The organism is Hyphomicrobium sp. CS1BSMeth3 (assembly GCF_900117415.1).
GTDB lineage: Bacteria > Pseudomonadota > Alphaproteobacteria > Rhizobiales > Hyphomicrobiaceae.
The window spans coordinates 227,266-251,825 of sequence record NZ_FPEI01000002.1; the positions used below are offsets into that span (position 1 = coordinate 227,266).

Genomic DNA, 24,560 nt, shown 5'->3' on the forward strand with positions numbered 1-24,560 from the left:
CCCGGCATTGCCGCCGCGCGTGCAGCGCTTAGGAAGGATCAAGTCGTCTAGGACATGGCGCGCGCGACAAGTGTTGAACCTGCGCGCGCGCGCGAAGGGCAGCAGAGATTTCAGTACGTGCTGGCGGTCTTCTTCCCCGCGGCGGCCGGGGCGGAGCCCGTCAGCATTCCGCGCATGCCTTCGCCGTTGATGCGCCACCAGTCGTACAGGATCCGAACATCCCACCCGATGCAGAAATGCTTTACGCCCATTTCGATGTACGGCGCGGCGAGCGAGATGTCGGCGAGCTCCACGCGCGGATGCAGGCCCATCTTCAATGCCGTTTCAATGGTCTTGCGTTCCGCCTTGACGACATCGGGGTGTTTGCGCTGGCCGGTGAGGCCGAGGCTCATCGAATAATCGGACGCACCGAACTGCACCATGTCGATCCCTTTGATGGACAGGATCGCGTCGAGATCTTCGACGCATTCCCGCTTCTCGACCATGATGGCGATCACCACCTCGTTCAGCGCCTCGACATAGGCCGGCGAGCCGCCTTCGCGCACCGTGCCGACATCGCGCCGCATGCCGACGCCAAGGCGACCGCCGGTGCCTGGCGTCTCCGCGCGCACGGCCGCGATGCAGGCTTCGGCATCGGCGACAGTGCGCACGTCCGCGAACAGGATGCTCTGGAAGCCCGAGCCGATGGCCCGCATGGCCTGATGCGTCCATTGCGTTTGCTCGACCTTGATCATGCCGCCGAGGTTCTTGAGCTCCAGCGCGCGGCCGATATTGTCGAGGTCGTGCATCGTGAAAGGCGAGTACTCGGCCGTGAGCTCGACATAGTCGTAGTTGCCGGCATCGCCGATCAGCTCGACGAGCGTCGGCCAGGTGGACAGCAGATGCGTGCCGATCGTCGGCTGGTTCGCATTGAGCAGGGCGCGGAGGCGGTTAGGGCGCATGATGGGCGTTTCCTCATTTTTTTGGTTGGCAGAAGCCGGGATCAGACGAAGGTCGTCCAATATTGGCTTTTGATCAAGAATAGGTCTTCGCCGTGCGCTCATGCACTTTAGGCACGAGAGGGTTTCGATGGCCGGCCAACTGGGGGATTTTCGAGGACCATGGTGGGCGCGACAGGGATTGAACCTGTGACCCCACCCGTGTGAAGGGTGTGCTCTACCGCTGAGCTACGCGCCCGCTCTCTCTCGCTGCGCCGAACCGCCGGGCGCGAAAAAGCTCCCGCTCTTTATCGCAGGCCGCGAGGTCGCGCAACCTCAGTTACCGGGTTCAATTGCTTTGGGTCTCGCGGCCCTCCTGGAGGGCCAGCACGTGGCCCGCCAGATAGAGCGAGCCGCAGATCAGGATGCGCAGCGGCCCTTCCGCCGCGCGCGCCGCGACTTCCAGGGCCTCTTTTACGCCCTCAGCCGCCACCGCATTGAGGCCCACGCCGCGTGCGACCTCGGCGAGCACTTCGGGCTTCACGGGCGGCATGTGCGCGCCGGGAACGGGCACCGTGACCACCCGCCGCGTCAGGCCGGCGAAGGGCTGGAGGAAGCCCGCGGCATCCTTCTGGCCCATCATACCGACGATCAGCGCGAGCGGACGCGGCGAACGCTCCTCCAGATCGGCGAGCGTGCGCGCGAGCACCTCGCCGGCCGCCGGATTGTGTCCCCCATCGAGCCAGAGCTCGCAGTCGGGCCGCAGGTCTCGCGTGAGAGCGCCGCGTCCGAGCAGTTGCATCCGCGCCGGCCAGCGCGCGCCCGTCAGCCCCGCGGCGATGGCGCGCTCGTCGATGCCGAGCTCCAGCGCGGCCGCAACCGACGTGCCGGCATTGACGATCTGATGCGGGCCGATGAGCGCGGGCATCGGCAGGTCGAGCAAGCGGTCCTCGCGCTGGAAGACGAGGCGCCCACGCTGCGCGAAGGCATCGAAGTGCTCGCCCCAGCGAATGAGCGGGGCCCCACGCTTTTGCGCTTCCGCCGCAAGCACGTCATCGACCTCCGGCGTCTGACGCGCGACGACGCAGGGCGCGCCGCGCTTCATGATGCCGGCCTTCTCCGCCGCGATCTTCTCGACGGTATCACCGAGCTTGTCGGCATGATCCATGGAGATCGGCGTGATGATGGTGAGGGCCGGCTTGGCGACGACGTTCGTCGTATCGAGGCGGCCGCCGAGACCGACCTCCAGCAGCAAGAAGTCAGCAGGGTTCTCGGCAAAGGCGAGGAAAGCCGCCGCTGTCGTGATCTCGAAGAATGTAATCTGCTTGCCCGCATTGACAGCTTCGACGCGGCTCAGCAGGGCCGTGAGCAAATCCTCGTCGATCGGCTGCGCACCCTTGGGGCCTGCAAGCGCAATGCGCTCGTTGAAGCGCACGAGATGGGGCGAGGTGTAGGCGTGCACGCGCTTGCCGGCGGCCTCAAGCATCGCCCTGAGGAAAGCCGTCGTCGAGCCTTTGCCGTTCGTGCCGGCAATGTGGACGACGGCCGGCAAGCGCTCGTGCGGACTGCCGAGCTCGGCAAGCATTCGCTCGACGCGTTCGAGCGAGAGGTCGATGAGCAGCGGATGGAGCTGTTTCATGCGCGCGAGCACGTCATCAAGGCTGGTCATGGCGATGGCGCTTCGACCTCGCTGAACATGCGCAAACGACCGCTGCGGAAGCCCCGAGCAGCGGCCCCACGCGATAGGCCTCAGGGTGTGTTGGGGGCGCCCTTCGTCGGCGGCTTCGCTCCGGCCCCCTTCTTGGATTGCGTCACGAAGCGATCCTCGTCCGGCACCGGCTCGACTTCGATCGTCTCCGCATCGCGCGCACTCGTGCCGAGCAGCTTGGGATCGACGGGCGAGCCATTGGCGTGCCCATTCACGTGCTTCAGCGGATCAGACGACTTCGCCGCCGTCGCGATCTTGGCACGTCCGGCCATGAGAATGCCGACGATACGCGCCAGCGTCTCGGTGAGCTTGTGGCGATGCACGACCATGTCGATCATGCCATGGGCAAACAAGTACTCGGCGCGCTGGAAGCCCTCGGGAAGCTGCTCCCGGATGGTCTGCTGGATCACGCGCGGGCCGGCAAAGCAGATGAGCGCGCCGGGCTCGGCAATCTGGATGTCGCCGAGCATGGCATAGGAAGCGGTCACACCGCCGGTCGTCGGGTCGGTCAGCACAACGATGTAGGGAAGGCGCGCCTCGCGCAGCTTCTGCACCGCGATCGTCGTGCGCGGCATCTGCATGAGCGAGAGGATGCCTTCCTGCATGCGCGCACCGCCCGAGGCCGCGAACAGGATGAAAGGATGGCCCTTGGCCACCGCGTGCAGCATTCCGGTGATGATGGCTTCGCCCGCCGCCATGCCGAGCGATCCGCCCATGAAGCGGAAGTCTTGCGCCGCAACGGTCACGGCCTGGCCGCCGAGACGGCCATCGGCGAGCAGCACGGCATCATCGAGCCCGGTCGACGCCTTGCTGTCCTTGAGACGGTCCGTGTAGCGCCGCCCGTCGCGGAACTTCAGCGGATCGACGGGCACTGCAGGCACCGGAATGCGCGTGTAGCTCGCGCCATCGAAGATGTGCTTCAGGCGCTGGTCCGCGGACATGCGGTCATGATGGCCGCAGCAAGGGAAGACGAGCTGGGATTCCTCGAGCGTCCGCCGGTCCGACATCTGCCCGCAGCCGGGGCACTTTTTCCAGAAATCATCGGGCGGCTCACGACGGGTCGTGAGCAGGCTCCGAATCTTCGGACGGACGACGTTGTTGATCCAGTTCACGCGACTTCGGCTCCTCAGAGCAATCTTTCGAGCAGTTCTCGGCGAGCAGTCCTATCTCAGCCCGGCCGCTCCGCCTACTATGCCCGCGCGTCCAGCAGCACAGCGATCAAACGTCGCCCAATTGTGGCGAGCCTGTGGCGCGAGGACCTGTAAGTCTAGAGATCCTTAACCAAGAGGCCAATTCGCCGCCGCCGATGTGCACATCAAACACGCGCCGTCGCGCTGCGCAATCCCGCCGCCAGGTTCTGAACGATCCTGTGCACGGCGGAGATGGTATCCGGCCCGGCCCGGCCATCCGGCCCGAGCGTCGTGCGGATCGTCTCGACCAGGGCCGAGCCGACCACTACGCCATCGGCGCAGTCCGCGAGCGTCCGCGCCTGCTCCGGCGTGCGAACGCCAAATCCCACCACCACCGGTAGCGGCGTCGAGCGTTTGATGCGCGCCACCTGCGCGCGCACATCCGATACCACCGGGGCGGCGGCCCCGGTAATCCCGGTAATGGAAACATAGTAGACGAACCCCGACGTGTTCGCGAGGACCGCGGGCAGGCGTGCATCGTCCGTCGTCGGCGTAGCGAGGCGGATGAAGCTCAGGCCCCGCTCGATAGCCGGCAGGCAGAGCTCTTCGTCGGCTTCGGGCGGCACGTCGACGACGATCATGCCATCCACGCCCGAATCCCGCGCCTCATCGAGGAAGGCATCGTTCGGGTAGACATAGATCGGGTTGTAATACCCCATGAGGATGATCGGCGTGAGATTGTCCTTCTCACGGAATTCGCGCACGAGCTGAAGCGTGCGCTTCATGGTCTGGCCGGCCTTGAGCGCGCGCAATGAGGAGGCCTGCACGGCAGGGCCGTCGGCCATGGGATCGGAGAACGGCATTCCGATCTCGATCACGTCGGCGCCGGCTTCGGGAAGCCCGAGCAGGATCGCCTTGGAGGTTTCGTAGTCCGGATCGCCAGCCGTGACGAAGGTCACGAACGCCGGGCGCCCCTCGCGCTTCAGCGCGGCAAAGCAGCGGTCGATGCGGGTTTCGGGGCGCATTGGGGATCAGCTTTCGTTCTTAGCGGCCAGCTCGTTGAGCGAGGCCTGCAAGGCTTCGAGAATCTTGCCGCGCAATTCCTGCTCGGCTGGCTCGCGCTCGTTCATATCGGCAGGAATGAGCAGATTGGCGATGTCCTCACGCAGCGCATCGATCAGCTCTGCAGCCGCAAGACCACTGCGCACACTCGGCAGCACGACATCGTCGTTGTCGGCCTTGACCTCGCGCACCTCGCGCGTGCCCTGCGATGTGGCTTTGGAAACCGGCGCACCTGCCGCGGCATTGCGCCCGGGAAACATCTTCTTGTGCAGGCCCTCGATATAGCTCGCGTCCTCGGCGGCAAGCGTGCCAGCCTTGTGCTCGCCGAGTAGCTCGCGCAGCGTCTCCTTGGTCTCGTCCCACACGCCCGTGTGCTTGAGAAGGTCGTCGACGCGCTGCTCGATATCCACGGTCATTCTCTCCCCGTCCCTCCCAAGCCGATCAGATTTTCATCCCGAGATAGCCGGCGACCGCAAACACGTCCTTGTCGCCGCGCCCGCACATGTTCATGACGAGGAGATCGTCCTTCGGCAGTGTCGGCGCGAGCTTCATCACGTAGGCGAGCGCGTGCGAGGGCTCAAGCGCGGGAATGATCCCTTCGAGCTTGGCGCAGAGCTGGAAAGCTGCGAGCGCTTCGGTGTCGGTGATCGGGACATAGCTCACACGCCCCGTATCCTTGAGCCATGAGTGCTCGGGGCCGACGCCCGGATAGTCCAGGCCCGCCGAGATCGAATGGCCTTCGAGGATCTGGCCGTCCTCGTCCTGGATGAGATACGTGCGATTGCCGTGCAGAACGCCCGGGCGGCCACCATTCATCGATGCGTTGTGCCCGTTGGGCACATCAATGCCGTGACCGGCCGCCTCGACGCCGAAGATCTTGACGGACTTGTCGTCGAGGAAGGGATGAAAGAGGCCGATCGCGTTCGAGCCGCCGCCGATCGCCGCGACGAGCGTGTCCGGGAGCCGGCCTTCGCGCTCGAGCATCTGCTTGCGCACTTCGTTGCCGATCACGGCCTGGAAGTCGCGCACCATGGCAGGATAGGGATGCGGGCCCGCCGCTGTGCCGATGATGTAGTAGGTATCGCGGACGTTGGTCACCCAGTCGCGCAGGGCTTCGTTCATGGAGTCCTTGAGCGTTCCCGCACCCGCCGTCACCGAATTCACCTTGGCGCCGAGCATGTGCATACGCGCGACGTTCGGCGACTGACGAGCGACGTCCGTCGCGCCCATGTAGATCTCGCACGGCAGACCGAAGCGCGCGCATACGGTCGCGACCGCGACGCCGTGCTGGCCGGCGCCCGTCTCCGCGATAATGCGCGTCTTGCCCATGCGCCGCGCGAGCTGGATCTGACCGAGGCAATTGTTGATCTTGTGGCTGCCCGTGTGGTTGAGCTCGTCGCGCTTGAAGTAGATCTTGGCGCCCTTCAGGTGCTCGGTCAGGCGCTCGGCGTAGTAGAGCGGGCTCGGCCGGCCGCCGTAGTGCTCCAGGAGATCGCGTAGCTCGGCCTGGAAGGCCGGATCGTTCTTTGCCGCCTCGTAGGCCTTTTCGAGCTCGAGGATGAGCGGCATGAGCGTCTCGGCGACGAAGCGCCCACCGTAGAGACCGAAGAAGCCGTGATCGTCAGGCCCGGCACGGAAGCTGTTGGGGGCCTGAGGCTCGGATTTGGTCGGGGATGGCATGGTTGTGCGTATCCGGTTCTGGCGCGGTGTCGGCGCCTCAGGCTGGGGCGTGCACCGCGCGGGCGGCGTCGATGAAGCGGCGAATGAGATCAGGGCTCTTGATGCCGGGCGCCGTCTCGACGCCCGAGGAGACGTCGACGATCGTTGCGCCGGTCGCGGTGATCGCGGCGCCGACATTCTCCGGCGTGAGCCCGCCCGACAGCATGTACGGCACGCGGTCCTTCACGCCATCGAGCAGGTGCCAGTCGAAGGCGAGGCCGTTGCCGCCCGGGAGCGCGCCGGCGAGATCCTTCGGGGCCTTCGCGTCGAACAGGACGAGCCGCGCGATGCCGACATAGGCGAGCGCCTGCGCGGCGTCGGCGGCCGTCTCGACCTTGATCGCCTTGATCACGGATTTGCCCCAGCGGCGCGTGATCTCGATGACGCGCTCGGGCGTCTCCGATCCGTGGAGCTGGAGCATGTCGGGATTGACCGTCTGCACGATCCGCTCGATCTGCGCGTCATCGGCATCGACGATCAGCGCCACGATGGTTGCCTGGCCGCGGGCGAGCTCGGCGAGCTCTGCCGCAACCTCGGGTGCGAGGCTGCGTGGGCTCGGCGGGTAGAAGACGAAACCCACGAGATCGGCACGCGCGGCAAGCGCCGCCTGGAGCGCCTCCGGCGTCTTGATCCCGCAGATTTTGACTTTCACCGCCATTCAGCAGCCTAAGGAGCGATTGTCGTGCGGCCGAGGCCGCGGATGCCCGCATCCTATGCCGGTTTTTCGGACCCGGATCAACGTCTGCCGCCATCCTGGGGGCGCCCGGGACGGGCCCGGTAGGGCGGCAGCGACCAGCCGAACCAAAGGGCCAGCCCGCGCACGAGGAGGCAGGCAAGGAAGCCCGCCAGCAGGGCATTGGACTGGGCGAGGCCGAGCGCCTGACCGCCGACGAAGACGGCCGCCCCTGCCAGCGCCGCCGTCACGTAGATTTCCTTCCTAAGGAGCACCGGCACCTCGCCGCCGAGGATGTCGCGAATGATGCCGCCGAAGGTCGCCGTGATGACGCCCATCACGATGGCGATGACGGGGTTCGGGACCACCTCGAGCGCCCGATCCGCGCCGACCACGGCGAAGAGCGAGAGCCCGATCGCGTCGAACCAGAGGAGCAGGCGGTAACGGGACTCGGGCAGGTGGGCGGTGAAGAACAGGACGACCGCGACGATCACGCAGACGAGGATGTAGGCCGGCTCTTGCACCCAGAAGACAGGAAGGCGACCCAGCAGCAGGTCGCGCACCGTGCCGCCGCCGACGCCCGTCACGATCGCGAGCAGCGCGAAGCCGAAGACGTCCATCTCCTTGCGCGAGGCGACGAGCGCACCCGTCGCCGCGAAGACGGCGATGCCGAACCAGTCGAGCGCGATGAGAAGGGATGCGTGCATGCTTTATGGCCGCGGGCTGCTGGGAGGAAGGTGCTTCGCTTGCGATCCGTGGTGCTATGCCCGCGGCGGCCATACCGACAAGTCGAATGCGTAGCCGCGGGCTGTGCTTTCTTCCCCTTCTCCCCGTTCTGACGGGGAGAAGGTCGGGATGAGGGGCGGCGCCACTTACTGACGTCGGAGTATGCCGCCGCCCCTCACCCTAACCCTCTCCCCGCAAGTGCGGGGAGAGGGGATCCGCTGCGATTTGTTGGAAGCTTGTGCCTTATCGCCCCGCGACGGCGAGGGCCTTGCCGGCACCCTGCTCGCGCCGTTGAGCGGCGAGCGTCTGATCGCGCTCGCGGGCGAGGCGGTCGGCCTCGGCCTGCCAGCGCAGCGCCTCCTGGGCGCGGCGGCGGGCCGTGCGGCGCCATCGGGCCTGGGTCATCCAGGTCGCGGTCCCGCCGAGGGCGACGCCGATCACGAGCGCAGTAAGCAGGTAGACGTAGAAGGGGAGGTCGATCCAGAGGACGGGCGTCTCAGGCCGGAAAGGATCGAGCACGAGCCGGACCGCGTGCCGGTTGGCGACGGCCAAGGTCACGAGGATTGCGGCAGCCGGAAATGCCACCAGCAGCCAGACGATACGCCTCAGCACGATCTCACCCTCCGACCCCGGCCGGAGGAGACATCTCCGCCCGCCAACCACAAGCGCCACCACCCTCCGCCAGGGCGCGGCGCGTCACGCACGTTTACCCGGCGTCGCCGTTGAGCCGCTCGCGCAGCTCTTTTCCGGTCTTGAAGAACGGCACGAACTTCTGCCCGACCGAGACCGTCGCCCCGGTGCGCGGATTGCGCCCGGTACGCGGGGGGCGGTGCTTGACCGTGAAGGCGCCGAAGCCACGGAGCTCGACCCGGTCACCACGGGCGAGCGCCTCGACGATTTCGTCAAAAATGACGTTCACAATGCGCTCAATGTCACGATGAAATAAATGCGGATTCGCCGCGGCGATCCTCTGTATAAGTTCTGACTTGATCACGACAGCCTCGCTCCCCGGTGAACTTTCTTGAAATTCATCGATTTTCCAGAGGCTGCCAAACTGCAACAAGACCGTCAAGCTGCAACGTCGCAAGAACACGCGCATTCATCAACCGCGTCGCCGCATCTCCGAGCGGTCCCCCGATCCACTGCGCCATGGCCATGGCGGCATCCCCGAGGAGCCCCCAGGCCGGTTCCCGCGCCGGCTTCCAGTCGACGATCCTGAGGTCCTTGGTCACCCCTCGGGTCTCCTCGAGCCAGCGCCGCACCTCGTCCTCGCCGCCGATACGGTCGATGAGCTTATGGCTCAGTGCCTCGCGTCCGGAGTAGATGCGCCCCTGCATGAGGCCCGGCACGGCAGCCGTATCGATGCCGCGCCGCTCGGCGACGAGGCCCGCGAACCACTGGAAGGAGTCCGCGATCATGTTCTGCGCGACCTCCTTGCCCGCCTCGTCGGTCGGCTGGAAGGGCGAGGGCGTCGCCTTGAGGGGGCCGCTCTTCACCTCGTGCATCTTGACGCCGAGCTTGGACATGAGCTCCGTCACCTCGGCCCATTGGAAAATCACGCCGACGGAACCGGTGATCGAGTTGCCGCGGGCGACGATCTGGTCCGTCGCGAGGCCGGCGATATAGGCTGCCGAGGTCGCGACCGTACCGAACTGGGCGACGACCGGCTTCTTCTCCGAGACCTTGCGAATGGCGTCATAGAGCGCCTCGCCACCGGTGGTGGTGCCGCCGGGGCTGTTGATGAAGAGAATGAGCCCCTCGACATTGCGCGCGTCCGCGACCCGCCTGAGCAGCTCGAGCTGCTTGCGGTCCTCCGTGATGACGCCTTCGAGCGATACGCGGGCGATCTGCTTGGTGCCGATCCGCGATGTCTGGTCGGCCGTGAGGCCCACTGCGGCGCCGATCGCCAGCAGAACTGCGAGAATGGCAAGTCCCCGCCAGAAGGAGGCGCGCCGACGAAGTCTGCGGCGGTCGAGTACGGCTTCGGTTTCGAGCGACATGAGGGAGGCCTCTTCAGTTGGGCTGCGCTGCGCGCCGCCAACGCCCTTGGCGCACTGATAGCGGGATTATTCAGGTCCCTCAATGTAGTACCGCCCTCGACGGAAAGAAAGAAAAGCAGCGCACGGCTGGATAACGACTGGTTGAGCGTTCACCGCCGGTTCAGCCACGGGCCCACGATCCGCCGCCAAAAGGCCCGCCCCCATCCGCAATGCCTCCGAAATACGGCCCGGAACACCGGCTAGTTGCATGTGGGCTGAATTTTCTGGGAGTGACACTCAATGCATTTGCGCCTCGCCGCCCCGATCATGTTCGCCGCCGCCAGCCTCGGCATGGCCAGCGCCGCGACCGCGGCCCCCGACGCCGCCACCACGATCGCCGCCCCGCACACGCACGAGAACCTCGCCATCTTCCTCGTGCGCGGCCGCTCGATTGAAGGCGCCGCGCCGGCCACGCTCGAGGAGGCCCTCGCCAAGGGCTCTGTCGTCGTCCACGAGACCGGCAACGTGCGCGAGCTCAAGATCGAGAACACGGGCAATGAGCCGGTCTTCATTCAGTTCGGTGACCTCGTGAAGGGCGGCCAGCAGGACCGCGTGCTGACGACGAGCCTGCTCATTCCGCCGCGCTCGGGCCGGATCGCGATCGGGGCCTACTGCGTCGAGCAGGGGCGCTGGAACAGCCGCGGCACTGAGGACGTGACGAAATTCTCGGCGTCGAACGCTCAGCTCTTCTCGCGCAAGGCCAAGGTTGCGATCGCACGCGCGCCTGTCGCGGGGGCCGAGTCGCGCCCGGCCGCTCCCGCGGAACGTGGTACGTGGCGAAACAGCTTGAGCGCCGAGCCGCTCATCAACCAGGTCCGGCCTGGGGTCCAGCTCCCGGCCCCGGATTCGCAGCGCATCATCCAGGAGCGCAGGCCACGCAGCCCGAGCGGTCAGGGCGAGGTCTGGGACAGCGTCGCCGTGGCGCAGCACCAGCTCGCGGCGCGCCTCGCAGCGCCCATGGCTTCCGAGCAGTCCAAGACAAGCCTTCAGCTCACGATCGAGAACGAGCGGCTGAAGAAGGCGCAGGAGACCTTCGTCACGACGCTCGAGCCGAAGGCGCTCACGGACGATACGGTCATCGGCGTCGTGATCGCGATCAACGGCAAGGTCGCGAGCGCCGACATCTACCCGTCCAACGGGCTCTTCAAGAAGATGTGGCCGAAGCTCGTGCGCGCAGCCGCGACCGAAGCACTCGCCAATCCCCTCAGTGAGGCATCAAAGGCTCCCGAAATCGCGGAAGTCGAGGCGTTCCTGGCCGCCGCCGAGCGCAGCGAGGCCAACACGCGGGCGCTCGCGAACATCGCCCAGCACGAGACGCGCGAGAGCGCCGACGTCCTCAAGGTCGAGGCGCGCACCGCCGAGGGCCGCTGGATCCATCGCAACTACCTGGCTGCCAAGTAGGAGCGGCGAAGTAGGGAGGGCTCAAGCCGCCGCGGGGCGCGCTGCGGCCGGGCGCGCGGCCCTGTGCTTGTGCGGGTTCTTCATGAAGAGCAGCGCCGGCATGCACACCAGAATGACGACGGTGATGAGCTGATAGTCGGCGATGTAGGCGAGCAGCTTTGCCTGCTGCACCACCGCGCGCTCGAGCGCCGCCAGACCGACCGGATCGGTAAGGCTCCACGGCGCGGGCAGATGGATGTGGCGGAAGATCTCGTTGTCCGGCCGGACATGCTCGGTCAGCGTCGACTGATAGGTCTGGCTCGAGCGCACGAGGTAGCTCGAGAACAGCGCAACGCCGAGACTGCGGCCGATATTGTTCACCAGTGAATAGAACGAGGTACCGGCATCGCGCAGCTCGGGCTTCAGCGTGACGAAAGCCACCGAGTTCAGCGGCACCATGAACGCACCGAACGCCAAGCCCTGGACGAAGTTGTTGATGACGAAGGCCGTCATGTCGATGTCTTCGGTGAAGGTCGAGAGCTGCCACATGGTGGCGGCCATCACGATCATCGCCGTAGCGATCACCTTCCGAGGATCGACGTAAGGCAGCAGGTAGCCGACCAGGAACGAGGCGAGCATGGTGCCCGCGCCTCGCGGGGCCATGGCATAGCCGCTGAGCAGGGGCGGATAGCCGCCGATGTCCTGGATGAAGGGCGGCATGATCACGAGGCTGCCGAAGATGAGCACGCCGAAGAGCGTCCTCAGCACCGTGCCGGCGAGATAGTCGCGATCCTTGAAGAGCACAGGCTCGATGAAGGGCGTGCTGGTCGTGAAGACATTGACGATGAACAGCCAGAGGGCCGCGAAGCCGACCAGCGCGATCGTCACCATCATCGGCGACTCGAACCAGTCGTAACGCTCGCCGCGGTCGAGGATGAACTGGAGGGACGCAATCGCGATGCCGAGCGTGACGAAGCCGTAGTAGTTGAACTTGCGGAACGTGCGCACGCCCGTCCGCGGCACTAGAAAGGCCGTCATCAGGAAGGCGGTAACGCCGATCGGCAGATTGATATAGAACGCCCAGCGCCACGTCAGATACTCGGTGACATAGCCGCCGATCGTCGGGCCGAAGACCGGGCCGAACATCATGCCGACGCCCCACCACGCCATAGCAATGCCGAGCTTCTCGCGCGGGTAGATCGTCAGCAGAGAGGACATGCCGAGCGGCAGCAGCGCCGAGCCGAAGAAGCCCTGGACAGCGCGCCACACGAGGATCTCCGAGAGCGACATCGAGTGGCCGGCCAGCATGGCACTGCTCGTGAAGCCGGCGATGCAGATGAGGATCAGTCGCTTGCGACCGAACATGCCCCCGAGCACGCCCCAGACCGGCGTGAACACGGTGAGCGTAATGAGATAGGACGTGATGACCCAGGCAATCTGGTCCTGGGTCGCGGAGAGCTCGCCCTGCATGTGACGCAGCGCAATCGATACGGTCGCCGTATCGAACACTTGCACCAAGGGGCCCAGAATGAGGGCAATCGTGATTAGGAGCAGGCGGCCGCCACCATAGGCAGGGGGCATTCCCGCCGGTGACGCCGCAGTGCTCATTGTTTTGTTCCGGGCCGCGCTGCTTCTTCAGCCGACACGACATCCGCCCAGCCGAGGAAGCTCATTGCCCATTTGGGCACGGCGCGCCGATGCTCCGTGTCGATCGACACGACGACGCTCATGCCCGAGCGCAATGTTGGCGCGTCCTCGGCATCGATGCGCAGGCGCACAGGCAGCCGCTGCACGACCTTGACCCAGTTACCCGTGGCATTCTGCGGCGGCAGCAGCGCGAACTCCGCGCCCGTCGCCGCGCTGATGCTGGAAACTGACCCGCGGAACGCCCTACCCGGGTACATGTCCACGTGGATAGTCGCGCGCTGGCCGATCTTGACGTTGGTGAGGTCCGTTTCCTTGAAGTTGGCCTGCACCCAGATGTTTTCCGAGCCGACCATGCTGAAGACGACGCTGCCCGCCGTCACGTAGGTACCAGGCTGCAGATCGAAGTTCGTCACGACGCCGGCAACCGGCGCCCGGATCTCCGTGCGCTCGAGATCCCACGCGGCGCGGTCACGCACGGCACGCGCCTCGCGCACCGACGGCTGCTGCTCGGGCGGGCGTGCCGGATCACCGCCGAGACGCGCCTGCACCTCCGCGATCTCCTGGTGTGCAATCACGATCTGGTCGCGCGCGTTGCGCAAGCCCCGCTCCGCGAGATCCATGCCCGAGCGCGAGACGACGCCGGTCTTGGTGAGCGAGTCCTGGCGATCGAAGTGCTGCTGGTGGAAGGTGAGATCACCCTCGGCAAGTTTGAGGCGCGCAACCTTCTGATCGTAGAGCGAGCGCAGCGACTGCGCCTCCTGGGTCGCGGCGGCAAGCTGCGCTTCGGCGCGATCGAGCGCGATGCGGAAGGGCTGCGGGTCGAGACGGAAGAGCAGCGTGCCCTGCTGCACAACCTGGTCGGCGTCGACATAGACTTCGCTCACGCGGCCGGCGACGTCGGCGCTGACGGCGATCTTGTGCGCCTTCACATAGGCGTTGTCGGTCGCTACGTAGCGGCCACTGGCGAAGTAGTAGTAGCCACCCGCGATCGCCGCGACGAGCGGGCCGAGCAGGGCAATAGCCAGGATCGACAAGGTTCGTCGCGATGGCCTGAGCTGGAACCGCCGCGCTTGTGCGGCGCGTGCGGCCTCGACGTTTCCCACCGTTTCACGATCCGGCTCTGTCGCGCTCTTCTGCATTGGCGCGCCTCATTCTTCGTCCAGGGATTTGGCCTCATCCTCAGGCTTCGGCCCGGGCGGGTCGGCGGCCTCGAGAGCAGTCAGATTGGCTTTGATTTTCAGAAGGGTGTCGATCAGGGCCTCCGACTCCGCGAGCGGGATGCCCTGCAGCACTTCCTTGCGATTGGCGTTCGAGATGGTGCGGAGCCGGTCGAGCACCGGCTGCACCTCGGGCTTGAGAAAGAGGCGCCAGGCGCGCCGGTCACGCGGGTCGGGGCGCCGCTCGACGAAATCCTTCTCGACGAGCCGGTCGATGTGGCGGCCGAGGGAGATCGGCTCGATCTCCATGATCTCGGCAAGCGCGGTCTGATTGATGCCTTCGCGGCGCCGGAGCTGCGCCAGCACGCGCCACTGGGCGCGGGTGAGGCCGATTTCCCGGGCACGCTGATCGAAACGACGGCGCATGAGGCGGGAGACATCCGCCAGCAGGAAGCCCAGGGCCCGGGTCAGAAAGGGGTCTGTCGTCATAAAGTTGCAAAATATATACATAGCTTATTATAAGCCAGCATATACTTGGCCATCTGATACTGCACTTTGTGCATACCGGGCAGCGATTTTGCGCCGGTTTCGCCCCTAACCGTCTTCGAACTCGGCCTCGTTGTTGGCAGGCGCGAGCGCGCCGCGCGTCCATGTCGAGGGCCGCTTCAGGAAGTCGTGGAGGGTCTTGCCCCGCTCGGACTTGAAGGGGTCCTGGGTGACCGCAAATCCGTCCATGCGGTCGAGGCGGAAGGTCCTGAAATCGCTACGGAGTTCGCACCAAGCCGCCATCACCCACACCGGTCCGAAGAAGGCGAGCGACAGCGGCCGAACCGTGCGCTCGCTACCCTGGCGCAGCACATCCGTATAGCGGAACCGGACCTTCAGACGGCTCCTGACGGCGCGCCTCAGCTCGGCGAGATCGAACGCGATCGGCGCCATGTAGTGGGCACAGGGGGCGAGCAGCGCCGTATTGGCCATGTAGACCTTGAGCTGGTCCGGGATGACGGCCTCGATCTTGGCAATGGCATCGCTCGCGGCCTCGGCAAGCTCCGCATCCGCCCAGCTCTCGACGATCCGCGCGCCCAGGACCAGCGCCTCGATCTCCTGCTCCTTGAACATCAGCGGCGGCAGGTCGAAACCGGCCCTGAGCACGTATCCGACGCCGGCCTCCCCCTCGATCGGCACGCCGCTCGCGATGAGATCGCGCACGTCGCGGTAGATCGTTCGCTCGGAAACTTCGAGCGATTCGCTGAGCTCGCGCGCTCTCACGGTCGGCTTGCGCCGCATGTGCTGGATGATCTCGAAAAGGCGATCGGCTCGGCGCATGACGCGTCTCCCGGGAGGCGCTGGATTGGGGATAATTTTCGACCCCGCACCTCCTAGCGCAAGCCTCCTGACAGCACCCTGTCAGGAGCCTCCAGACCTGCTGACACAAGGCTGTCAGGGGCCCTCAGGCATTGTCCGCTCGTCGCCGGCGCTCGATGTCCGGCGGCGCTCACAAAACAAGAATAGCCCAGGAGATCGATCATGATGCAAGTCGTCCTGACACAAGCATTGAGCAGAGCCGAAGAGCAGGCCCGTCCAGGCCTTTGGGCCCGGGTGGTCGGTTGGGGCCATGGCCGGTGGGAGGCCCACCGCCAGCAGCGACGGTACCGGAACACGGTTCGCGCGCTGAGCGTCCTCGATGACCGGACCCTGCACGACATCGGGCTCGAGCGCAGCGAGATCACGTCCTACGCCACGCGTGGTGGCGAGGGCCGCCATCCCGTTGACCGGTTCATGCCTCGGTACATCACGCCGATGTTCTGAGGCAGCCTCGGCCGCGCGCCAGCTTTTGGCCCTTTCCCTGGCGCGCGGCCGACCCCATGTCGAGACTAGTGAGTACTGCAGGCCAGAGTGATCGAAGGAGTAGGACCATGATCAATCACATCTCGATTGGCAGCGCCGACCTCGCCAAGGCTCGCAAGTTCTATGACGCCGCCCTGAAGCCGCTCGGCTACACCTGTCTTACCAAGGACGACACGAGCGCCGGCTACGGAGAGGACGAAGCCCAGTTCTGGGTCCTGAAGTCGGAGCGGGCGTCTGCGCAGCATCCCGAGAGGGGCCTGCACCTCTGCTTCGATGCACCGACGCGCAAGAGCGTCGATGCCTTCCACAAGGCTGCGCTCGCAGCCGGCGGCAAGGACAACGGCAAGCCGGGCGTTCGCGAGAACTATTCGCCGAACTATTACGCGGCCTTCGTGATCGACCCGGACGGTCATCACATCGAAGCGTACTGCGGCGGCGCCGCGTAAGTATCCCCATGCCGCAGCCTGCTCGGCATCGCAAGGAAGCCGAGAATCACCACACTAGACGCAAGGAGCCCGACTCAGGAGTTGAGACCATGAGCCGCGATACGAACCAAGCCGACGAGCGCTACCTCCTCTTCCCGACGGCGTTCGGAACGTGCGGTATCGCGTGGACTGACGGTGGCCTGACGCGCTTGCAGCTTCCCGAGCGCGACGTGTCGGCCACCGAACGCCGCATCGCTCTGCGTGCGACGGCGGCGCTCCCCGACGAGGAGCCACCGTGGGTACAGTGGGCCATCGTCGCGCTTCAGCGCTATTTCGCCGGCCGGACCATCGACTTCAGCTCGATCCTCGTCGATCTCGAGCGTTGCACACCGTTCCACCAGCGCATTTATGCGGCCCTGCGCGAAATCGGCTGGGGCAAGACCACGACCTACGGTGCACTTGCCACTGTGGTCGGCGCCCCCGATGCGGCGCGTGCCATCGGGCAGGCCATGGGCCGCAATCCCGTGCCGATCATCATTCCCTGTCACCGCGTGCTCGCGAGCGGCGGCCGCATCGGTGGCTTCTCCGCGCCCGGTGGCGCGACGACAAAAGAACGGCTCCTCGAGCTCGAAGGCGTGAAGCGACCGAGACCGGAAACGCCGCCGCTGCTGGCGCTGTTGGAGCAGGGCCGGAGCTAGATCGCGCCTGACTAAGTGAGCTACGATCCTGCCAACTATGTCGGCTTGCGACACGCTCGATCGGAGCTATTCATCGCGGAGGCGCGCGATGTATCGCGCGACCGAGCCCGCGACCACCTGCTTGCCATTTGCATCTATCTGTCCCCGGCCCGAAAACGAGCCGTAAACGGCATCGAACGCGAACGGCTCGAGAATTTGCGCCATGCGCTGAACCTTGGCTGCGGAGAGCGGAAGCAGGTTCGGGTAGGACCACATGAAGCTGACGTGCCCGCTCGGGACCACCTGTAGGATATCGCCCGAAAGCAGTACGCCGCGCCCCTGGTTCCAGTCCGCCCAATGCAGAACGGTGCCGCCGTCGAAGTGCCCTCCCAGCCGTACCAGCGTGAGCCCTGGACCGATTGGTTTCGTGTCTCCCTCCCAGAGCTGAACGGCAGTGTCGGTCCGCATTACCCACTGCCGATCATCCCCGTGCAGGTAGATCGGCACATTGCCGAGCGCGCGGCTCCACTCCACCATGGTGGTGTAGTAGTGCGGGTGGGAGATTGCGATCGCCTTGACGCCACCAAGACCGTTCAGCACGTCGACCGTAGCGTCATCGATCAAGGCAATGCATTCCCACAATACATTCCCCGCCGGGGTGCGTACCAGGAACGCTCGTTGTCCGATGCCGAACGCTGGCGTGGTCTCGATCGTAGTCAGACCTGGCGCGAGACGGCGGAACTTGTTGCTGTACGCCTTCCGCATTCCCTCCAGCGTGGTCCAAGACTGCCCAGATGCGGGAACGAACTGCCGCTCGTCCGTGCAGACCCGGCAAACGCTGGGAGGCGCGTCGGATGGCGGATACTGCGTGCCACAGGCCGCACAGATGAAGCTCGTCATCGCACCGATGGTCCTTAGGTTGGGATCCCACAGTTCAGCCTCAGGCGAGAAGAACTCGCAGAAGCAGGCTGACGACGGCAACCATACCCACTTCATCGCGAGGAACAAAAATACATAATGAGCGCGTTCGTATAATCTCCAGTTATGAAACTGGAAGCCCGCTTACGCGCATTCGCGGCGTTTGCCCGGCAGAGATCCTTCTCTGCAGCCGCTGTAGAGCTGCGTATCAGCCAGCCGGCGATCTCGAAACACATCGCCGAGCTGGAGAACGCCTTGGGTCTCAAATTGGTCGAGCGGACGCGGCGAGGCGGTGCCCTCACCAGCGCCGGCGATTTCCTGGCCAACTACGTTCTTCGGGCGGAGGCCCTCCTGGTGCAGGCCGACCTTGGCGCCGCTCAGCTCCGCCAGAGCCGGCAAGGATGAACCGGCGTCCCTTGTGAGTATTGCATGGCGGCGTTCCAGCAGGCTCCTATCTGCCATTGTCCCGCCTATTGAAGACCCTATCTAGGAGTATCCAACGTCACGATGGCATCGAGCGAGATGCGGTCATGAAAATCGACATCAATAGCCAAGAGTACTTTCGGGATCCTGCTGCGTCTCTCGCGCGTCTGCGCACCATGGGCCCGGTCGTCGAGATCCGCTTTCCCATCGTCGGCAAAGTGTGGATCACGACAAACCAGGAGACTGCCGGGCGCGTCCTCAAGGACAGCGAGACGTTCACGCTCCGAAAGAACGGCGGTGCGATCGCGGGTCTCAGGTGGTGGATGCCGGGCGTCATCAGAACGATGGCCGACAACATGCTCACCATGGACGAGCCGGACCACACGCGGCTTCGAGGCATCGTCGATGAGGCCTTCCGGCGCCGCGCCATTCTCGATATGGAACCGCGCATTCGCGCCATTGCCGATGACCTCGCGAACGCGCTGTTCGCCGACGGCAGTCCCGCCGACCTCGTCGACCGCTACGCCCGCCGCGTCCCGCTCGCGGTGATCTGCGAGCTTCTGGGCCTGCCGCTCCGCGACCGGCCGCGCTTCATGAAGTGGACCAACAGGCTGTTGAACATCACCAATGCTGCCGGCTTCTTCGGCCTGATCCCGACCATGTATGTCATGAAGCGCTATCTGGGAGGCCAGCTTGAGGCTGCCCGCCGGGATGGCGGCGAGGGCCTGATTGCGGAGCTTATCCGTGTCGAGCGGGAGGGCGGCCGGATCAGCCCGGACGAGATGGTCGCGATGGTCTTCCTATTGCTCGGCGCCGGCACCGAAACCACCACGCACCTGATCAGCGGCTCCGCTTTCGAGCTGTTGCGCGATCCCAAATTGCGCGACTGGCTCGAAGAGGATTGGAGCCGCGCCAACATGGCCATCGAAGAGTTCCTGCGCTTCGTCTCGCCCGTGCAGTTCTCGAAACCGCGCTTCGTGCGCAAGGACGTGGAGCTCGATGGCGTTCGCCTCAAGGCGGGCGAAAGGGTCATGGCCATGGTCGCCGCCGCCAACATGGACCCGGCAGCGAACGAAGCCCCCGAACGGCTCGACCTCACGCGGCGCCCGAACCGCCATATGGCGTTCGGCACCGGCATTCATTTCTGCCTCGGCCATCAGCTCGCACGGATCGAGGGCAAATGTGCGCTCGAAGCCCTGCTGACGCGATGGCCGAAGCTCGCGCTCGCCGTCCCCGAGGATCAGATCAGGTGGCGCGAAAGGCCGGGCATCAGGGCGCTCGCCAGCTTGCCGGTCATCCCCGAGCGACATTGATGCAGGCATCGCCAGCAAGCAGTATCGGCAGCGATTGTGAGCGCAGTTATTTTTTCCGTTCATGAATTGGAGAACGATTGGATGACCTCATCACCGAAGGACATGGTCGCGGTCGTGAAACCTGGCCAGACATACGTCGGAAAGCAGGGGATCACGTATGGGGCAGGTGCGTCGGCCGAAACAGTGGGGACGAGCAAGATCTGCATGAACGTCATGCCGATGCCGCCCGGCGCAAGCGCCAAAGCCCACTATCACAAGAGCATCGAGACCATCGCCTACATGCTTGAGGGAGAATGCGTCGTCTACTACGGCGCGGGTCTCAAGAAGAGCGTGCTCATCAATCAGGGTGAGCAGTGCTTCGTTCCTGCCGACTTGCCCCACGCGCCGAGCAACGAGAGTGGGAAGCCGTGCACTTGGATCGTCGTGCATTCCTCTGCCAGCGACCAGGATGACATCGTGATGCTGCCGGAGCTCGATGCCGAGCTCGCCAAAAGGCTCAAGGGCGCGGCGTAGATTGCCCCCGGGCCATTCGTACGGCCTCGGCGCCTCGGAAAATGGGCTCTACCTCCCTGTCCTCACCGGCAGCGACTTCAACCCGCGCATGACGAGGCTGTCGAGCCAGACGGGCGGCGATGAGCCGGGCGACATGTTCGGGAAGCGCTCGATGAGCTGCGGGAGTGCAATGCGCGCCTCGAGCCGCGCGAGCTGGGCACCGAGGCAGAAGTGCGGGCCCTGGCCGAAGGTCAGATGGCGGTTCGGCTGGCGGCCGACATCCACCTTGTCGGGATCGGTGAACTGCGATCCATCGCGGTTCGCCGCATTGATGATTGCGAAGAGCCGGTCGCCTTCCTTGAGCGTGACGCCGCGCACCTCATGTGTCGTGCGCACGACGCGCCCCATGGCGTTCGTCGGCGCCTCGGTGCGCAGAAACTCCTCGACGGCCGTCGACGCCATATCCGGGCTGGCCGCAAGCCGAGCCCGCTGATCGGGATTGCGCATCATGGTCAGCGTCGCGGTGCTGAGCAGGTTCGTCGTCGTCTCGTGACCGGCGAACAGCAGAAGCATGGCCGTTGCGACCAGCTCGTCCTCGCTCAAGCGGTCCTGCTCGTCGCGCGCCGCGATCAGCAGGCTCAGGAGGTCGTCTCCCGGATCGGCGCGCCGCTTCTCGATCTCCTCGCGGAAAAGACCCGCCATCTCCACGGCTCCGCGGCGCGCGCGCTCGTACTTGTCCGGCGTCGCTCGGGCCGTGCCGATGAACAGCATGATGTCGTCCGACCAGCCCTTCACGTCGTAGAGGCGCTCCTCGGGCACGCCCATCATGGCCATGATGACGAGCGCCGGCAGAGGCATCGTGAAATCCGCGACGAGATCGGCCTCGTCCTTCTTGGCAAGCCTGTCGAGCTGGCGCGTGACGATCTTCTCGATGAGCGGCTTGAAGCTGAGGATCGTGCCTGGGAGGAAGGCCTTGGCCACGAGACCGCGGAGCCGCGTGTGCGCGGGCGGATCGCGGAACACGATCCAGAGGTTCAGGTAGCGCATCATCTCGGCGAGCAGGCTCTGGGTCTCACCGGGGAGCGCAGCATAGAAGGGCGTGAGCCGGTCCGGGCTCATGGCGGGGCCGGAAAGGGCAGCCGCCACATCCTCGTAGCGCGTCAGGATCCAGCACCTCAGCCCCGGGTGCCAGTGCACGGGATCCTCTTCGCGCAGGCGCGCGTAAGTCGGATGAGGGTCGGCGCGCACGACCGGATGAGCCGGATCGTAGATCATGGTCATGACTGGCATTTCCCCGCGGCAGCATTGTTGTTGTCGCGATCATACAGGCTTCTGCCTCCGACGGCAGGCCGGCAGACGCATCGCGCCAATGCAACGACCAATCGGCGGCGCGAGCAACGCCCGTTCGATCCTAAGGGGTCATTAAGTCGGCTGGCTGAGAATTTGTGTGATTCGTTCAGTTTCTTTCACACAAGCCATCAGGGGGGAGCATGCGCGCGCTGGTCATCGCAGGCCTGATTTTTGCTGCCTTTGCAAATGTATCGCAGGCCGCGGAGAGATCTTCCGTCTCCGGGTACAATTGGAGCGGATTTTACGTTGGCGCACATGTCGGCCGCGCCTGGGGAGAGGCTGGCAACTCGTGGCGCAACATATCGGCGGGCTATCCCAATTGGGGGCCGGATGGAGACATTTCCTACAGCAGCACAACGGGCGGTCTCCACGCCGGCTACCTCTGGCAACAAAGCTGGTTGGCCTATGGCATCGAGGGCGATTTCAGTTGGGCGTCCCTCAAGGGCGACGACAGCCAGTTCGCAGGCTACGTGAATGCCCTGGAGATCGACTACATCGGCACCATCAGGGCGCGCGCCGGTGTGGCGTACGGTCGTTCGCTCGTCTACGCGACAGGGGGCATCGCCTTCAGCTCCATCGAAAAGAAGGATCTTACCAACGGCCGCTCCGTGTCCAACGACCTTGTCGGCTGGACGCTCGGCGGGGGCTACGAGCTCGCGCTTGGCAAGGGCCTGCGCGGGCGGATCGAGTATCAGTATGTCGATTTCGGCAGTGTCGTCTCCGCTCTCGACTACGATCATCGCGCCGATGGCCTGAGCGTACATTCGGTCCGAGGTGGCTTGAGCTACGCCTTCTAGGTCGGGAGCGAAATCTCCAAGGCGGCCTCCGCGATGCGCGGCTTCATCGCCGTGCAGCACGCGCGATCGTGCATCCCGCCAATGCATCTTCCCAAATCACGATCATCGGGTACGATCGCGCCAACGAAAAAACCCTGCCTTTCCCCCGGAGGATCGCCGATGGACGCCCAGACGATCGAAACCCCTCTGCTCGAGCGCTTCTACGAGCAGATGCAGCGCGTGCGCCGGTTCGACCAGCGCGTACACGAGCTGTTCCTGGAAGGGGTCGTCAAAGGTACGGCGCATTCCTACGTCGGCGAGGAAGCCATCGCCGTCGGCGCCTGCGCGGCGCTCGAGGACAAGGACTACGTCGTCAGCCACCACCGGGGCCATGGACACTGCGTCGCCAAGGGCGCCGACCTCACGCGCATGATGGCCGAGCTGTTCGGCCGCGACACAGGCTATTCCAAGGGCCTCGGCGGCTCCATGCACATCGCCGACATCGAGCGCGGCATCCTCGGCGCGAACGGCATTACCGGCGCCGGTCTCGGGCTCGGTTCCGGCGCCGCGCTCTCGGCCAAGCTGCGCGGCAGCGGTCAGATCTGCGTCGTCTTCTTCGGCGATGGTTCCTCCAATGAAGGCATCTTCCACGAAGCGCTCAATATGGCGAGCATCTGGAAGCTGCCGGTCGTCTTCGTTCTGGAGAACAACCAGTTCGGGCTTTCGACCCGCATCACCGACGTTGCTGCCATCGACCGCTTCTCGCGTCGCGCCGCAGGCTACACAATGCCGGGCGAGACCATCGACGGCAACGACGTCGTGGCCGTCTACGATACCGTCAGCCGTGCCGCCTCGCGCGCGCGCAACGGCGAGGGCCCCTCGCTCATCGAATGCATCACGTGGCGGTGGGGCGACCATTCCATGCGCGCCAATCTCCCGGCCTATCGCGGCGAGGACGAGGACCGCGTCTGGCGCGAGGAGCGCGACGCCATTCGCCGCGCCGGCGACCGCCTGAAGGAGCGCCAGGTTACGGATACGCGGCTCGCCGAGATCCGCGCAAAAGTCGAGAGTGAGCTCGAACTAGCCATCGAGACGGCCAAGCAGGCCGCCGAACCCACCATCGCCGTGTTCGAGGATGCTGTCACGGCACCTCATCATGACTTCGGGCCCGAGCCGGGCCCGGGCCATGAATCCGCGCGCGAGCTCGGCTACGGCGAAGCCATCCGCGAGGCCATCGACCAGGAAATGGCGCGCGATCCACGCGTCTTCGTCATGGGCGAGGATGTCGGCAAGATCGGCGGTATCTTCGCGGCTACGCGCGGTCTCATCGACAAGTACGGCAAGGAGCGGGTGCGCGACACCCCGATCTCGGAGATGGCCATTTCCGGCTCGGCGGTCGGCGCGGCCATCACCGGAATGCGGCCGATCGCCGAGATCCAGATCTTCGATTTCATCACCCACATGATGGATCCGATCGTCAATCAGGCAGCGAAATTCCGCTACATGCTCGGCGGCGTGCCGAAGGTGCCGGTCGTCTTCCGCGGCCCGCAGGGTGGCGGCGTACGCCTCGCCGCACAGCATTCGCAATCGCTCGAGGCGTGGTTCTGCCACGTGCCCGGCCTCGTGGTGATGGCGCCGTCCACGCCATATGACGCCAAGGGCCTGCTCGCTGCCGCCGTGCGCGACGACAACCCCGTGATCTTCTGCGAGCACAAACTGCTCTATGTGCAGACCAAGGGGCCCGTGCCGGCCATCGAGTACGTCATCCCGGTCGGCAAGGCGGACATCAAGCGCCCCGGCAAGGACGTGACCGTCGTCGCGACGCTGGCACTGGTCGCACCGGCCTTGCGCGCAGCCGAGCAGCTCGCCCGCGAAGGCCTCGATGTCGAGGTCATCGATCCGCGCACGCTGCGCCCGCTCGATACCGAGACGATCATCAACAGCGTGAAAAAGACGGGCCGCCTCGTCATTGCGCACGAGGGCTGGAAGAAATGGGGCTTCGGCGCCGAGGTCGCGGCCGTCGTGCAGGAGGAGGCGTTCGACTATCTCGACGCGCCGATCGCGCGCGTCGGCATGCGCGACGTGCCCATGCCCTACAACGACACGCTCGAGCGCATTGTCATCCCCGGTCAGGAAGACATCCAGGCAGCGATCAAGGCCGTGGCGTATCGGTGATGGAG

The 24,560-nt window shown here is 65.4% G+C and carries 26 protein-coding genes and 1 tRNA gene; 9 read left to right on the plus strand and 18 right to left on the minus strand.

Going from position 1 to position 24,560, the window contains the following annotated elements; translation table 11 throughout:
• Positions 1–110 precede the first annotated feature (110 nt).
• The 12 genes from CS1BSM3_RS01055 to sppA form a co-directional block, all read right to left on the minus strand.
• Positions 111–941 carry an HpcH/HpaI aldolase family protein gene (locus CS1BSM3_RS01055; RefSeq protein ID WP_072385109.1) on the minus strand — a complete coding sequence of 277 codons (831 nt, stop codon included), beginning with the start codon at positions 939–941 and terminating at the stop codon, positions 111–113.
• A 160-nt stretch (positions 942–1,101) separates the two neighbouring features.
• Positions 1,102–1,176: transfer RNA gene (locus CS1BSM3_RS01060), tRNA-Val, on the minus strand.
• A gap of 90 nt (positions 1,177–1,266) precedes the next feature.
• Positions 1,267–2,586 carry a bifunctional folylpolyglutamate synthase/dihydrofolate synthase gene (locus CS1BSM3_RS01065; protein ID WP_072385110.1) on the minus strand — a complete coding sequence of 440 codons (1,320 nt, stop codon included), beginning with the start codon at positions 2,584–2,586 and terminating at the stop codon, positions 1,267–1,269.
• An 80-nt stretch (positions 2,587–2,666) separates the two neighbouring features.
• Positions 2,667–3,737 (minus strand): acetyl-CoA carboxylase, carboxyltransferase subunit beta, encoded by a 1,071-nt coding sequence (accD, locus tag CS1BSM3_RS01070; RefSeq protein ID WP_072385111.1) that lies wholly within the window; start codon positions 3,735–3,737, stop codon positions 2,667–2,669.
• A gap of 203 nt (positions 3,738–3,940) precedes the next feature.
• Complete coding sequence (trpA, locus tag CS1BSM3_RS01075; protein WP_072385112.1) at positions 3,941–4,780, minus strand: tryptophan synthase subunit alpha; 840 nt, start codon at positions 4,778–4,780, stop codon at positions 3,941–3,943.
• 6 nt (positions 4,781–4,786) lie between these two features.
• A complete protein-coding gene (locus CS1BSM3_RS01080; protein WP_072385113.1) occupies positions 4,787–5,233 on the minus strand; it encodes a hypothetical protein in 447 nt (148 codons plus the stop codon).
• A 25-nt stretch (positions 5,234–5,258) separates the two neighbouring features.
• Positions 5,259–6,497, minus strand: coding sequence for a tryptophan synthase subunit beta (gene trpB, locus CS1BSM3_RS01085; protein ID WP_072385114.1), 1,239 nt, complete (start codon positions 6,495–6,497; stop codon positions 5,259–5,261).
• A gap of 37 nt (positions 6,498–6,534) precedes the next feature.
• A complete protein-coding gene (locus tag CS1BSM3_RS01090; RefSeq protein ID WP_072385115.1) occupies positions 6,535–7,194 on the minus strand; it encodes a phosphoribosylanthranilate isomerase in 660 nt (219 codons plus the stop codon).
• 77 nt (positions 7,195–7,271) lie between these two features.
• Positions 7,272–7,916 (minus strand): trimeric intracellular cation channel family protein, encoded by a 645-nt coding sequence (locus tag CS1BSM3_RS01095; protein ID WP_072385116.1) that lies wholly within the window; start codon positions 7,914–7,916, stop codon positions 7,272–7,274.
• 262 nt (positions 7,917–8,178) lie between these two features.
• Positions 8,179–8,547, minus strand: coding sequence for a lipopolysaccharide assembly protein LapA domain-containing protein (locus tag CS1BSM3_RS01100; protein WP_072385117.1), 369 nt, complete (start codon positions 8,545–8,547; stop codon positions 8,179–8,181).
• A gap of 94 nt (positions 8,548–8,641) precedes the next feature.
• A complete protein-coding gene (gene ihfB / locus CS1BSM3_RS01105) occupies positions 8,642–8,929 on the minus strand; it encodes an integration host factor subunit beta (RefSeq protein WP_072385118.1) in 288 nt (95 codons plus the stop codon).
• 34 nt (positions 8,930–8,963) lie between these two features.
• Positions 8,964–9,935: a signal peptide peptidase SppA gene (gene sppA / locus CS1BSM3_RS01110; RefSeq protein WP_072385119.1), complete on the minus strand. Its 972-nt coding sequence runs from the start codon at positions 9,933–9,935 to the stop codon at positions 8,964–8,966.
• Between the two features lie 279 nt (positions 9,936–10,214).
• Here sppA and CS1BSM3_RS01115 point away from each other — a divergent pair, with 279 nt between their 5' ends.
• Positions 10,215–11,375 (plus strand): ARPP-1 family domain-containing protein, encoded by a 1,161-nt coding sequence (locus tag CS1BSM3_RS01115; RefSeq protein ID WP_072385120.1) that lies wholly within the window; start codon positions 10,215–10,217, stop codon positions 11,373–11,375.
• 21 nt (positions 11,376–11,396) lie between these two features.
• Here the strand turns inward: CS1BSM3_RS01115 and CS1BSM3_RS01120 are convergent, their stop codons facing one another.
• The 4 genes from CS1BSM3_RS01120 to CS1BSM3_RS01135 all read right to left on the minus strand — a co-directional run bounded on the left by CS1BSM3_RS01120 (position 11,397) and on the right by CS1BSM3_RS01135 (position 15,484).
• Positions 11,397–12,962 carry a DHA2 family efflux MFS transporter permease subunit gene (locus CS1BSM3_RS01120; RefSeq protein WP_072385121.1) on the minus strand — a complete coding sequence of 522 codons (1,566 nt, stop codon included), beginning with the start codon at positions 12,960–12,962 and terminating at the stop codon, positions 11,397–11,399.
• Entirely contained in the window at positions 12,959–14,140 is a 1,182-nt protein-coding gene (locus tag CS1BSM3_RS01125) for an HlyD family secretion protein (protein WP_072385122.1), read from the minus strand. Before CS1BSM3_RS01125 ends, CS1BSM3_RS01120 begins: the two co-directional genes overlap by 4 nt.
• 9 nt (positions 14,141–14,149) lie before the next feature.
• Positions 14,150–14,647 (minus strand): MarR family winged helix-turn-helix transcriptional regulator, encoded by a 498-nt coding sequence (locus CS1BSM3_RS01130; protein ID WP_072385123.1) that lies wholly within the window; start codon positions 14,645–14,647, stop codon positions 14,150–14,152.
• Positions 14,648–14,752: 105 nt separating this feature from the next.
• Entirely contained in the window at positions 14,753–15,484 is a 732-nt protein-coding gene (locus CS1BSM3_RS01135) for a helix-turn-helix transcriptional regulator (protein ID WP_072385124.1), read from the minus strand.
• Positions 15,485–15,685: 201 nt separating this feature from the next.
• On the opposite strand from CS1BSM3_RS01135, the gene CS1BSM3_RS01140 reads away from it, so the two are divergent.
• From CS1BSM3_RS01140 to CS1BSM3_RS01150, 3 genes are all read left to right on the plus strand, one after another.
• Complete coding sequence (locus tag CS1BSM3_RS01140) at positions 15,686–15,967, plus strand: DUF1127 domain-containing protein (RefSeq protein WP_072385125.1); 282 nt, start codon at positions 15,686–15,688, stop codon at positions 15,965–15,967.
• Between the two features lie 107 nt (positions 15,968–16,074).
• The gene (locus tag CS1BSM3_RS01145; protein ID WP_072385126.1) at positions 16,075–16,452 is read left to right on the plus strand and encodes a VOC family protein; all 378 of its coding nucleotides are present in this window, start codon (positions 16,075–16,077) and stop codon (positions 16,450–16,452) included.
• Positions 16,453–16,541: 89 nt separating this feature from the next.
• Entirely contained in the window at positions 16,542–17,129 is a 588-nt protein-coding gene (locus tag CS1BSM3_RS01150) for a methylated-DNA--[protein]-cysteine S-methyltransferase (protein WP_072385127.1), read from the plus strand.
• A 66-nt stretch (positions 17,130–17,195) separates the two neighbouring features.
• Here the strand turns inward: CS1BSM3_RS01150 and CS1BSM3_RS01155 are convergent, their stop codons facing one another.
• Entirely contained in the window at positions 17,196–18,008 is an 813-nt protein-coding gene (locus CS1BSM3_RS01155; protein ID WP_072385246.1) for an MBL fold metallo-hydrolase, read from the minus strand.
• 144 nt (positions 18,009–18,152) lie between these two features.
• Between CS1BSM3_RS01155 and CS1BSM3_RS01160 the strand changes: the two genes are divergently transcribed.
• The 3 genes from CS1BSM3_RS01160 (at position 18,153) to CS1BSM3_RS01170 (ending at position 20,275) form a co-directional block, all read left to right on the plus strand.
• Positions 18,153–18,431: a helix-turn-helix domain-containing protein gene (locus CS1BSM3_RS01160; protein ID WP_072385128.1), complete on the plus strand. Its 279-nt coding sequence runs from the start codon at positions 18,153–18,155 to the stop codon at positions 18,429–18,431.
• Between the two features lie 125 nt (positions 18,432–18,556).
• Complete coding sequence (locus CS1BSM3_RS01165; RefSeq protein WP_072385129.1) at positions 18,557–19,762, plus strand: cytochrome P450 family protein; 1,206 nt, start codon at positions 18,557–18,559, stop codon at positions 19,760–19,762.
• Positions 19,763–19,843: 81 nt separating this feature from the next.
• Positions 19,844–20,275 (plus strand): cupin domain-containing protein, encoded by a 432-nt coding sequence (locus CS1BSM3_RS01170; protein ID WP_072385130.1) that lies wholly within the window; start codon positions 19,844–19,846, stop codon positions 20,273–20,275.
• Positions 20,276–20,323: 48 nt separating this feature from the next.
• Here the strand turns inward: CS1BSM3_RS01170 and CS1BSM3_RS01175 are convergent, their stop codons facing one another.
• Positions 20,324–21,535 (minus strand): cytochrome P450, encoded by a 1,212-nt coding sequence (locus CS1BSM3_RS01175; RefSeq protein ID WP_083528129.1) that lies wholly within the window; start codon positions 21,533–21,535, stop codon positions 20,324–20,326.
• A 209-nt stretch (positions 21,536–21,744) separates the two neighbouring features.
• Between CS1BSM3_RS01175 and CS1BSM3_RS01180 the strand changes: the two genes are divergently transcribed.
• Positions 21,745–22,401 (plus strand): outer membrane protein, encoded by a 657-nt coding sequence (locus CS1BSM3_RS01180; RefSeq protein ID WP_072385132.1) that lies wholly within the window; start codon positions 21,745–21,747, stop codon positions 22,399–22,401.
• 159 nt (positions 22,402–22,560) lie between these two features.
• A complete protein-coding gene (locus tag CS1BSM3_RS01185; RefSeq protein ID WP_072385133.1) occupies positions 22,561–24,555 on the plus strand; it encodes an alpha-ketoacid dehydrogenase subunit alpha/beta in 1,995 nt (664 codons plus the stop codon).
• The last annotated feature ends 5 nt before the right edge of the window (positions 24,556–24,560 follow it).

Excerpts from the sequence above, each read along its gene's own strand:
- CS1BSM3_RS01090 (WP_072385115.1), bottom strand. The coding sequence starts at position 7,194 with ATGGCGGTGAAAGTCAAAATCTGCGGGATCAAGACGCCGGAGGCGCTC.
- CS1BSM3_RS01080 (WP_072385113.1), bottom strand. The coding sequence starts at position 5,233 with ATGACCGTGGATATCGAGCAGCGCGTCGACGACCTTCTCAAGCACACG.
- trpB (WP_072385114.1), bottom strand. The coding sequence starts at position 6,497 with ATGCCATCCCCGACCAAATCCGAGCCTCAGGCCCCCAACAGCTTCCGT.
- CS1BSM3_RS01180 (WP_072385132.1), top strand. The coding sequence starts at position 21,745 with ATGCGCGCGCTGGTCATCGCAGGCCTGATTTTTGCTGCCTTTGCAAAT.
- CS1BSM3_RS01150 (WP_072385127.1), top strand. The coding sequence starts at position 16,542 with ATGAGCCGCGATACGAACCAAGCCGACGAGCGCTACCTCCTCTTCCCG.
- CS1BSM3_RS01140 (WP_072385125.1), top strand. The coding sequence starts at position 15,686 with ATGATGCAAGTCGTCCTGACACAAGCATTGAGCAGAGCCGAAGAGCAG.
- sppA (WP_072385119.1), bottom strand. The coding sequence starts at position 9,935 with ATGTCGCTCGAAACCGAAGCCGTACTCGACCGCCGCAGACTTCGTCGG.
- CS1BSM3_RS01120 (WP_072385121.1), bottom strand. The coding sequence starts at position 12,962 with ATGAGCACTGCGGCGTCACCGGCGGGAATGCCCCCTGCCTATGGTGGC.
- trpA (WP_072385112.1), bottom strand. The coding sequence starts at position 4,780 with ATGCGCCCCGAAACCCGCATCGACCGCTGCTTTGCCGCGCTGAAGCGC.
- CS1BSM3_RS01055 (WP_072385109.1), bottom strand. The coding sequence starts at position 941 with ATGCGCCCTAACCGCCTCCGCGCCCTGCTCAATGCGAACCAGCCGACG.
- CS1BSM3_RS01135 (WP_072385124.1), bottom strand. The coding sequence starts at position 15,484 with ATGCGCCGAGCCGATCGCCTTTTCGAGATCATCCAGCACATGCGGCGC.
- CS1BSM3_RS01185 (WP_072385133.1), top strand. The coding sequence starts at position 22,561 with ATGGACGCCCAGACGATCGAAACCCCTCTGCTCGAGCGCTTCTACGAG.
- CS1BSM3_RS01175 (WP_083528129.1), bottom strand. The coding sequence starts at position 21,535 with ATGACCATGATCTACGATCCGGCTCATCCGGTCGTGCGCGCCGACCCT.
- CS1BSM3_RS01145 (WP_072385126.1), top strand. The coding sequence starts at position 16,075 with ATGATCAATCACATCTCGATTGGCAGCGCCGACCTCGCCAAGGCTCGC.
- CS1BSM3_RS01130 (WP_072385123.1), bottom strand. The coding sequence starts at position 14,647 with ATGACGACAGACCCCTTTCTGACCCGGGCCCTGGGCTTCCTGCTGGCG.
- CS1BSM3_RS01065 (WP_072385110.1), bottom strand. The coding sequence starts at position 2,586 with ATGACCAGCCTTGATGACGTGCTCGCGCGCATGAAACAGCTCCATCCG.
- CS1BSM3_RS01115 (WP_072385120.1), top strand. The coding sequence starts at position 10,215 with ATGCATTTGCGCCTCGCCGCCCCGATCATGTTCGCCGCCGCCAGCCTC.
- CS1BSM3_RS01170 (WP_072385130.1), top strand. The coding sequence starts at position 19,844 with ATGACCTCATCACCGAAGGACATGGTCGCGGTCGTGAAACCTGGCCAG.
- CS1BSM3_RS01125 (WP_072385122.1), bottom strand. The coding sequence starts at position 14,140 with ATGCAGAAGAGCGCGACAGAGCCGGATCGTGAAACGGTGGGAAACGTC.
- CS1BSM3_RS01165 (WP_072385129.1), top strand. The coding sequence starts at position 18,557 with ATGAAAATCGACATCAATAGCCAAGAGTACTTTCGGGATCCTGCTGCG.
- CS1BSM3_RS01155 (WP_072385246.1), bottom strand. The coding sequence starts at position 18,008 with ATGACGAGCTTCATCTGTGCGGCCTGTGGCACGCAGTATCCGCCATCC.
- CS1BSM3_RS01095 (WP_072385116.1), bottom strand. The coding sequence starts at position 7,916 with ATGCACGCATCCCTTCTCATCGCGCTCGACTGGTTCGGCATCGCCGTC.
- CS1BSM3_RS01160 (WP_072385128.1), top strand. The coding sequence starts at position 18,153 with ATGAAACTGGAAGCCCGCTTACGCGCATTCGCGGCGTTTGCCCGGCAG.